Origin of the sequence: Vibrio lentus (assembly GCF_002875945.1) — a bacterium.
Classification (GTDB): Bacteria; Pseudomonadota; Gammaproteobacteria; order Enterobacterales; family Vibrionaceae; genus Vibrio; species Vibrio apostichopi.
In genome coordinates this window covers 1-9,184 of the sequence record NZ_MCZK01000044.1, presented here as the reverse complement: position 1 = coordinate 9,184, position 9,184 = coordinate 1, and the positions used below count along the sequence as shown (strand labels likewise).

At 40.9% G+C, this 9,184-nt stretch carries 10 protein-coding genes; 8 read left to right on the top strand and 2 right to left on the bottom strand.

Features of this window, described 5'->3' with window-relative positions; genetic code table 11:
* The coding region (locus tag BCT49_RS03990; protein ID WP_102434239.1) for a helix-turn-helix domain-containing protein at positions 1-710 on the bottom strand (710 nt) is incomplete at its 3' end.
* Between the two features lie 520 nt (positions 711-1,230).
* Between BCT49_RS03990 and BCT49_RS03985 the strand changes: the two genes are divergently transcribed.
* From BCT49_RS03985 to BCT49_RS03975, 3 genes are all read left to right on the top strand, one after another.
* A complete protein-coding gene (locus BCT49_RS03985) occupies positions 1,231-2,022 on the top strand; it encodes an oxalate:formate antiporter (protein WP_102434238.1) in 792 nt (263 codons plus the stop codon).
* A gap of 242 nt (positions 2,023-2,264) precedes the next feature.
* A complete protein-coding gene (locus BCT49_RS03980) occupies positions 2,265-2,762 on the top strand; it encodes a hypothetical protein (protein WP_102434237.1) in 498 nt (165 codons plus the stop codon).
* Positions 2,763-2,985: 223 nt separating this feature from the next.
* Positions 2,986-3,276: a putative quinol monooxygenase gene (locus tag BCT49_RS03975; protein WP_102434236.1), complete on the top strand. Its 291-nt coding sequence runs from the start codon at positions 2,986-2,988 to the stop codon at positions 3,274-3,276.
* 93 nt (positions 3,277-3,369) lie between these two features.
* Here the strand turns inward: BCT49_RS03975 and BCT49_RS03970 are convergent, their stop codons facing one another.
* The gene (locus tag BCT49_RS03970) at positions 3,370-4,251 is read right to left on the bottom strand and encodes a LysR substrate-binding domain-containing protein (RefSeq protein WP_102434235.1); all 882 of its coding nucleotides are present in this window, start codon (positions 4,249-4,251) and stop codon (positions 3,370-3,372) included.
* A gap of 285 nt (positions 4,252-4,536) precedes the next feature.
* Between BCT49_RS03970 and BCT49_RS03965 the strand changes: the two genes are divergently transcribed.
* The 5 genes from BCT49_RS03965 to BCT49_RS03945 all read left to right on the top strand — a co-directional run bounded on the left by BCT49_RS03965 (position 4,537) and on the right by BCT49_RS03945 (position 9,062).
* Positions 4,537-5,727 carry an MFS transporter gene (locus BCT49_RS03965; RefSeq protein WP_102434234.1) on the top strand — a complete coding sequence of 397 codons (1,191 nt, stop codon included), beginning with the start codon at positions 4,537-4,539 and terminating at the stop codon, positions 5,725-5,727.
* A 384-nt stretch (positions 5,728-6,111) separates the two neighbouring features.
* Entirely contained in the window at positions 6,112-6,870 is a 759-nt protein-coding gene (locus tag BCT49_RS03960; RefSeq protein WP_102434233.1) for a helix-turn-helix transcriptional regulator, read from the top strand.
* Positions 6,871-6,902: 32 nt separating this feature from the next.
* The gene (locus tag BCT49_RS03955) at positions 6,903-7,547 is read left to right on the top strand and encodes a helix-turn-helix transcriptional regulator (RefSeq protein WP_102434232.1); all 645 of its coding nucleotides are present in this window, start codon (positions 6,903-6,905) and stop codon (positions 7,545-7,547) included.
* Positions 7,548-7,669: 122 nt separating this feature from the next.
* The gene (locus BCT49_RS03950; RefSeq protein WP_102434231.1) at positions 7,670-8,332 is read left to right on the top strand and encodes a hypothetical protein; all 663 of its coding nucleotides are present in this window, start codon (positions 7,670-7,672) and stop codon (positions 8,330-8,332) included.
* A 52-nt stretch (positions 8,333-8,384) separates the two neighbouring features.
* Positions 8,385-9,062: a fimbrial biogenesis chaperone gene (locus BCT49_RS03945; protein ID WP_102434230.1), complete on the top strand. Its 678-nt coding sequence runs from the start codon at positions 8,385-8,387 to the stop codon at positions 9,060-9,062.
* Positions 9,063-9,184 lie beyond the last annotated feature (122 nt).

Below are 9,184 nucleotides of genomic sequence, written 5' to 3'. Positions count from 1 at the left end.
GAATTACGCAACAAAGCCACTTCACGATAAACGTTATATAAACGGAGACTAGGTGCTTCGAAGAAACGACTACTACTAAACATCACTAAATTATTATTCTGCTCTTTATTGTTAGTTTTACTGTAATCTGGGGTGCAATTTGATTGTTCCATCTGATGACAAAACTCTTCATAACTGAAGTAATACGCTAGATAATGTCCAACTTTAACAGCGTTATTATAGTAAATTCTAAACTCCCCACGCTTATCAGCCATCAAATGATCAAAGTCAAGCTGAAACATATCGCTGTCTGGAATGCCAAACTGCTGATGCATACCTTCAATTTCCAAAAGGCAACTTTTAAGATTATCTCCTGTAAATGATTCAAACTCATGTACTTGATAACTATCAGGTTGATGATCTCCATACTTGAGTCGATTCGAAAAACTGTAAACGGACTCATATCTATCGTAGAAGATCTTTCTCAGATTATCGAAATTACATTCAGCAGTTTGATTTAGGAGAAACTCTGACAAATCATCGTTAAAGTATCGGGTGATCAATAGTTGCTTGTAGCGGGAAGGCGTTGTAATTTCCCTCTCCCAACGGCTTACCGTTACGTTATCAAGGGACTCAAAGGCATCACTTCGGAATTGTTTTAACTTTGTAACAATTTCCGATTGAGTTAACTTGTGTTCTTTTCTTTTTTTCTTGAGGTAGCTTGCAAACATAGATTCTATACCAAGTAATTAAAGACCATACAGTTAACTGTATGTATAGCTTGTTGACCAAAAGAGCTGACTTGCTCAAAGATTTACCTAGACTATCATTTTATAAAAGCCCAGTCGAAGTGAGTAAATGTCAGAAATAATAAAAACAAAGCAATAAATAATTAGGACTCATCTGCCCTATTTCCCATCTACTATCTTTTTAATAACTTTGCTACGTAAATCAGCTCAGATCCATTTCGTTTTTTCTTATTCAATAATGGTGATTTTTAGAAATACTTAGGTCAATTCACACAGATCGAACACCTATAATACTAGAGTTAGGTATTTGTCATGCTTTAGATATCAAAGAATATAAATGCTTCTCTAGTATAGGTTTCATTTATAGTGAGTTTTCATGGAAGTATAACTATTAGTCAATACTTTATTGACAAGATATGCCGACATTGACACTCTATAATGCTGCGTTGATTTTGCCGCACTAGCTGCCCTGCAGTTCTAACTTTTTCAAGATAGGTAAAAGATGAACTACCCAAGTACTCTTCCAGCACCTCACAAAGCACTTCTAATCAAAGTGATTGATATCCTGTCTCAAGATCCTCGAATTTGTGGCATTGCCGCTAGCGGCTCTTTTGGATCTGACTCGATGGACAAATACAGCGACTTAGACTTTATTATCGCAATCAACCCAGCCGACTACGAAAGCGTGATGCAAGAACGATTCAACATTCTTGATAACATTGGCGGTAAAGTTGCGGCATTTACTGGTGAACACGTTGGCGAGCCACGCTTAATTGTGTCGATATTTGGCCCAGAACCAGTACACGTTGATTTCAAATTTGTCTCTCTACCAGATGCAGCAGTTCGAGTTGATAACAACCACGTGTTATGGGAACGAGATAGCTTGTTAACCGATGTATTCAGTACCGCTGAACCGCGCTATCCACAACCAGATCCGCAATGGATTGAAGATCGCTTCTGGATCTGGACGCACTATGCGGCAACCAAAATAGCTCGCGGGGAATACTTCGAGACGGTCGAATTCCTCTCCTTCCTTCGTCAAAACGTATTGTCTCCGTTAGCACTCAAACAAGCTGGATTAACACCATCTGGCGTGAGAAAAATTGAATCTCGTTTACCAGAGTTTGTACAGGCACTTGCGCAAACAGTTTCAATGCCAGAGCGTGATGCTTTAATTCCTGCGCTAAAACAGGCGGTAAAGCTATACCTCGAGTTAAGGGGTAACGAACAAATTACAATCGATGAAAAAGCGCAGTCTTTCTGTCTTCAATATGTGGAAGGTGAACTGAGCTAATTCGCACCAAATGAATCCATCTAAAGGGTTCAGTTGTTCATCAACCAAAAACGCCGAGAGTGATTTACTCTCGGCGTTTGTATGTTGTCCTTTGTAATCTGTTCACCGCTTTTTGTTCGCTGTAAGTTATTCGCTATAGCCTTTAAACAGCCCTTCCCACCCGCAATAAAATCCTCCCTACCAAAACCTCCCCTAAAGTAGTACCATTTATCGTATCTCATTCTTAATGGTATCTGGGTCTTATGAAGCTTTTAGTCGATCGCACTGGTGAACAGTTTTTAGAAATTCTGAAAGAGTCGGGAGACAATCTGACGGTTCAATTCATTAGTAATGAAGGCAATCGAAAGGGTAAGCCATTCCAAGATAACTTGAGTGGTTTGTTCCTCACCGGTTGGAAGCCTCGCACGACCTCAACTGCCATTGGCCTAGAACGCTTTAAACAAGGCAAGCTGCAAGACCCGAAAGTCAGCTTTGCATTACACCAACTCTACCCGCTCGGCCGAAATGTAAAATTACCCTCTGGCGATATCGCCTCAGTCGCAAGTTATGCCAATACCCACAGCGATGGCTACTACATGTTTGTGCGCCTTAACAATGAATTGAAACGCCTAAAGATGACGCCAGAATGGGAACTACTTCCTTCTGTTGTGAGATTAGCTCTACCTTATTACCCAGCACCAAGAAGCCAGCAAGAACTCGACAACATTGATGACTTTGATGCTTGGGCGGGCGGGTTTTAATATTCGTCTACCTATGTCCTTTAGACTATAAACCTCAATTATTATCAAATAATTTTTGATAATAATTCAAACGTAGCGCGGTTTATCGTTTTGAATATTACTACTATTATTTATCCATCGACACAGACGAGAGCTCAATAAACATAGACCCGCTATTGAGCTAATAAGCCCTGTGACAAAGAACAACACCATTTCGGTGAACTCAATAATATAGGTAACGAACATGACTCAACTGACTATCATCGCAAACATCGTGGCTAACGAAGACAAAATCGAATTGGTTAAAGCAGAACTACTAAAGCTGATTGATATCACTCGTGCAGAAGAGGGTTGCATCAACTATGACCTTCACCAAGACAATGAAAACCCAGCGCATTTCACTTTCTACGAAAACTGGACGTCTCGCGAACTTTGGCTGACACATATGGGTAATACTCACCTTGCTGAGTACATGGCAGCAACGGAAGGTTGTGTTGCGTCATTCACACTGAATGAGATGACAAAAATCGCTTAAATCCGTATTCCAAGCCCTTAATTTGAAAGCCCTGCTGAATGTCAGCGGGGCTTTTCGTTTCAACATTTTTCCGCCTAGGCTTATTTATCTCAATTACAGTTTTAAACGAGGCTGAATAAAGTCGATAAATGCTGAGATACGCTTAGAAACCGATGACGACTTGTAGAACACCGCATTCACCAGTTCTCTGTCTGTGTGATTCAGTTTCACGTGTTCCAATACAGGAACCAGTCGACCTTCTGCAATATCTTGCTGCACCATAAAGCCCGACAAACACGCAATGCCATTTCCTGCTAACACTAACTGCCTGACGGTTTCACCACTGCTGGCTTTGACGTTGGGCTCAATATAATAATGATTAGGCAGCGGCCATTGATTCAGCACCTTATTATCCGAAAAACCCACAGTAAGATGACTACTCAGATCGTCTGTCTTTTGTGGAATGCCACGCTTTGCCAAATACTCTGGTGAAGCGACCATATATAACAAACTCTTACCCAGTGGTCGCGCGTGGAGCGTTGAATCGGCTAACTTACCTATTCGAATCGCGACATCGGTGCGCTTTTCTAACAGATCAACAAAGCCTTCATTCGAGGTTAGCTCGAGCTCGATATCTGGATAAGCTTCATTAAATGATTGCACCAAAGGCACCAACTGATGAAATACAAATGGGCTGGCTGCATCGACTCTTAATCGGCCTTTTGGCAGCTCTCCACGCGAGACAATCTCCTCTTCAGCGCTCTGAATCATCTGCAAACCAAGCCGAACAGAGTCGACAAACTGGCGTCCTTCTTCGGTTAGCTCAACACGTCTTGTAGTTCGGTTAAATATCGATACGCCCAATTGAGATTCAACCTTGCTGACTGAGCGAGATACCTTCGCCACCTGCACATCCAACGCTTCTGCTGCCGCTGAAAAACCGCCAGCATCGACCACGGTCAACACCATTTCCAAATCATCTGATCGCGTTAGCATAAGGATCCTTATCTATTCTCATCTTGGCTGAAGTTACTAGACTGCTTAGTCGATTGAACGTTTTATCTGTTGAGCACCTAACGGATTAAGTAGCTCAAAACCTACCATTGACTCCCTCTAACATTATTGCAGATAACACAAAAGTTATTTGTTAATAGTGGCATTTTTCACAAATATATTTTACTCGATAATCCTCGCCATCAAACGAAGCGCTCTTATTGCAGCCATAAACTGCTCCCCTTTATCGCGCTCGATACTTAGCACAGAATAGTAAGAGAGATGATTATGCCCTTAGCATTACTCGCATTGACGCTCAGCGCCTTTGCCATCGGAACCACAGAATTTGTCATCGTAGGCTTGATTCCTACCATGGCGACCGATTTGAATGTATCACTGCCATCAGCTGGACTCTTAGTGAGTTTGTACGCGTTGGGCGTAGCGATTGGCGCGCCTGTACTTACGGCATTAACGGGAAAATGGAACCGTAAATTGGTGCTGTTAACCGTGATGTCTCTGTTTGTTGTCGGTAACTTATTGGCATGGCAGGCTCCAGGCTACAACACATTGATCGCGGCACGTATTCTTACTGGTCTTGCTCATGGTGTGTTCTTCTCGATTGGGTCGACCATCGCAACAGGATTGGTCTCTAAAGATAAAGCAGCGAGTGCAATCGCAATCATGTTTACCGGTTTAACCGTCGCTTTAGTAACGGGTGTCCCGCTGGGTACTTACATCGGCCAAACATTCGGCTGGCAAGCAACCTTCTTGATTGTTGCCGTGCTTGGTCTTATCGCTCTGATTGGCAGCGCTATCTTGGTTCCTAACAACCTTAAACAGCCACCAGCCGCTAAGATTTCAGCACAATTAAAGGTACTAACTCAACCCCGCTTATTGTTGGTGTACGCCATCACAGCGCTTGGTTACGGCGGCACATTCACAGCCTTTACCTTCCTTGCTCCAATACTTGAAAACGTGTCGGGATTTGATTCAAGCTCAATCAGCTTAATCATGTTGGTTTACGGAGTTTCAGTCGCGGTAGGTAACATCTGGGGCGGTAAGATGGCCGACAAAATGGGGCCAATTAAAGCACTGACGGTCATCTTCTCTGGTCTGGCAGCGATATTAATGGTGTTCAACTTTACTGCAGTTAACCCATACGCGTCAGTGGCTACTATTTTAGTTTGGGGTGCATTCGCATTCGGCAATGTTCCGGGGCTGCAAGTGTATGTCGTCAAACAGGCAGAGAAATACACACCAGACGCAGTAGATGTGGCATCTGGGCTCAACATTGCCGCCTTCAACGTGGGTATCGCGTTAGGTTCGTGGGGCGGTGGTTTGATTGTTGCGGGGTCAGGATTAATGAACACCCCATGGGTCGGCGCTGTGATTGTTGTAATTGCTCTTGGATTAACTCGATTCAGTGGTGCGCTGGATAAGAAAGATCGACAAATAAACGCTTCCATCCAAAACGTTTAAAATAAACCTCCCAAATAAAAGTGGCGAATAGACAGTCTATTCGCCACTTTTTTATCTATTTCACTTATAAGTGCATCGCTAATATCTGATATAAGTTAACCAATATTGCACTAGCAATAAAGCAAATAGATACTACTTAATATAACGTTTTAATGTTTATTTGTTATTTAACTTAATTTTTAATAACTTGTTAGGTTATGTTGATTTAGATCAATATTAAATTAAAACAATGGCATTTAACAAAAGCAAAGCTAAATTTATTAAGTTTTCACCCAATTGGGTGATGATAAAGATATCACTTGGTGACTAATATCTATTTAAGATAGCGAAAAATATCACACAATATTATAGCTATCCAATTGCTGTAAATTTAAGGGATGATAAATGCAGATATCAGAAAACGCTATTCCGTTGGATAATGGATTCAATAAGTCCCCCTCTGAATTTGAAGAAGAAATCAGAAAAGGTCTCATCGAAATGGGGGTTGAACATGTCACTTTAGTTATCATGTCAAAAAATCAGAACCCAGTCTTCAAATATATTGAAGGTCTTAGTGGTCGAATCTCAATCTCCAAGCGAGTCACCGAGAAGCTAGACAACTACCTCGCTGTAGCCTCACAAGAGGAAAAAGGGCAAGTATGCCACGGCCGAGATTCAATTATTGATAACCGAATTTTTGATCATGAGAAACTATCAATTGTAGAGAGTAACCTTAACTTTTACTCCATCTATGAAGACCTTTCTTACCATTACGAAATTGCGATCATTTTCCATAGCGTCACTGCCCTTAAGCCCGACGAATTTCGCCAACTTGAACTTATCTGCGACATCACTATCGCTTGGGCAAACTCTTGGATTGCTCATCACACTATGCTATTGCATTGGGCCCGCTACGCTGAACCTACAACCACGCACATCCCCCCTATCCTTACCAAGTCAGAACTTGATGTGATGGAGCTAATAATCAAAGGGTTAACAGGGTCAGAAGTGGCGCAAGTACGCAGTGTTTCCAAAGAAACAGTGAGAACGCAGATCAAAAGTATTCTTCACAAAACTCAGTGCAAAAACCAAAATCAACTGATATCTCGCTTTGGGAAAGGTCAATGGTTGATGAATCAAACAACCCGTTCAGCCTACACGTAATTCCTAAGAAAAAGCAATAAGGTAGGGTACTTATGTCACACCACCTTCCATCTCCATATATCTGTTTAATTACTAGAGATGCTGTTTTATCTCGGGTCGTAAGAGACATTTTGAAATTTTCATTCCCATTGAATCAATTTCAATTTCTCGAGTCATTTTCTGAACTTGATATCAGTTATAAAGGCATCGTCATTTATGATAGACAGACCATACCCATGCCAAACAAGTGTGGCTTATCTATCGTAAATAGACAGGACAAGTGGATTGCGATCAATACCATCAACTCTAGTTGTTACGATTATTTGCAACTTGGATTCCTTGGTCAGATTGAAACCAACCATTTTGAATTTTTACCCAAAGCAATTAAGTCAATCCAAGAGGGTGAATTATGGTTTCCGCGCCATGTTATGGAAAGTTTTATAATCGATTTATGTATTAACGATACAGAAAAAATACCGATTTCTATCACAGAAAACGTCACAGAGAAATTTTCATTAACGAAAAAAGAAAGACGTGTTTTTGAGTTAATGTTGCAAGGGTTTTCGAACATTCAAATAGCAAAGGACACAAATGTAAGCATAAATACCGTAAAAACTCATGCTTACAATGTAATGTCTAAGTTAGATGTTCACTCTAGATACGAGTTATTTGCAAAAGCACATAAATTAACCGTTTAAAATTAGCACTCTTTTCATACTTATTTATTGGATATATCACCCATCTTTGCGAGGCATATATCTTAACAACAAATTATTATCTAGTTGTTGTCAGTAATAACACAGGTAATGAGGGAATAATTATGAAAAAGTTAATGATAGCAGTAGCGGTAGCAGGAGTGATGTTTAGTGTAAATGGTTTTGCAGCATCAAATAGCGCATCTCCAGTAAGCTTCCAGGAGGTTGGGTTTCAATACAGTAATGATGCTCTGTTTGCTAACGCAAGTAACAGCGATGGTGCACATATTCGTATGGAAGGCACTATCCCACAACGTTGTGTGCTCAACTTACAGGCAGAAGGGCAAGCAAACTCAGTAAATGGCGATATCCGTTTAACAGGTATGCTTGATGACAGTAAAAACACAATACTAGGCCTAACCAGTAAACCTGTAGCTAAACTTCGCGCGTGGTGTAACTACGGAAAATCAATGGATGTCGATATGACCGCAACACCATTCAAAATGACTCGTTTTGGCATGGCCATTGGTAAAGAACGCATCGATTACACATTACAAGCAAATCAAACCGATGTTTTCGATACGAGCAACGCAAGTGATGGCCTGTTTGGTCATACAACAGGCAACTTCAAAGTCAAATGGAGCGGTAAACATCAAGAAAACAAAATTGCTGAAATTCCTCTTTCTATCACAACAGAAGGTGCAGCTTTAGCAAGAGCAGGTAACTATCGCTCAACTGTGTATGTGAAACTCCAAGCAAAAACTTGTCACGCATTTTGCGGATTTTAGTTCATAAATTCGAGCCCACTAAAGTGGGCTCTTGTCACCAAGGAAGGGCTTTATGAAAACAACTATTTTAATTTTTAGCCTATTACTGCATCACGTCGCTGCCTTTTGCTATGAAATAACGCCCATGTACCAAGAGATGCAAGAGTTTGGCAGAAAAGCACTGACAAGCTACACCATCAATAATACTCAAGACCGTTCACTTCCAGTAGAAGTGGTCGTATACGATGTGACCTATGACGAAACAGGAGAAGTGCTCACATTAAATGAAGACAGCTTTCTAATTCTTCCCCCTCAAATTATGGTTAACCCCTTAAGTTCACAAAAAATTCGAGTTCGTTATATCCCAAGTGATGCTCTCACCACAACAAAATTGTATCGAATTGAATTCAACGAATTAGAAGTGAAAGGCCAAGAAGATAAAGAAAGTAAAATCAAAACACTACTGAGTTTTTCAACCCTCGCCTTTGTCTCACCAAACGCCTTAGAACCAACAATGAAAACCTCGCTCAAAGACAACAATATCATCGTTGTTGAAAACACAAGTAAAGTGCTCGTCAACCTACTTCAATCAGTGTTCGAACTGCAGACCAGTGATGGAAAAAAAGACCTTCCTTGGAATGAGATTGATACAAAAACAAGTGGTTACTTGATGCCAGGTGCGACCGCACATTACCCAATCCCAACGATTCTCGGCAATGTGAGTGGCATATCTGTAAAGCAAGAAAAATAACATTGAATTAAAAGCTTATACATTTTTAGTACTAGGAGGGGAACATGATCCGATCTTACGCAGCCCTCCTGTGTATCTCTTTATGTTTATTTGTAGAGCCTAGCGGCTTTGTTGCGTAATTC

Coding starts and splice junctions, on each gene's coding strand:
- BCT49_RS03980 (WP_102434237.1), top strand. CDS start 2,265: ATGAAGCTTTTAGTCGATCGCACTGGTGAACAGTTTTTAGAAATTCTG.
- BCT49_RS03945 (WP_102434230.1), top strand. CDS start 8,385: ATGAAAACAACTATTTTAATTTTTAGCCTATTACTGCATCACGTCGCT.
- BCT49_RS03950 (WP_102434231.1), top strand. CDS start 7,670: ATGAAAAAGTTAATGATAGCAGTAGCGGTAGCAGGAGTGATGTTTAGT.
- BCT49_RS03960 (WP_102434233.1), top strand. CDS start 6,112: ATGCAGATATCAGAAAACGCTATTCCGTTGGATAATGGATTCAATAAG.
- BCT49_RS03975 (WP_102434236.1), top strand. CDS start 2,986: ATGACTCAACTGACTATCATCGCAAACATCGTGGCTAACGAAGACAAA.
- BCT49_RS03955 (WP_102434232.1), top strand. CDS start 6,903: ATGTCACACCACCTTCCATCTCCATATATCTGTTTAATTACTAGAGAT.
- BCT49_RS03970 (WP_102434235.1), bottom strand. CDS start 4,251: ATGCTAACGCGATCAGATGATTTGGAAATGGTGTTGACCGTGGTCGAT.
- BCT49_RS03985 (WP_102434238.1), top strand. CDS start 1,231: ATGAACTACCCAAGTACTCTTCCAGCACCTCACAAAGCACTTCTAATC.
- BCT49_RS03965 (WP_102434234.1), top strand. CDS start 4,537: ATGCCCTTAGCATTACTCGCATTGACGCTCAGCGCCTTTGCCATCGGA.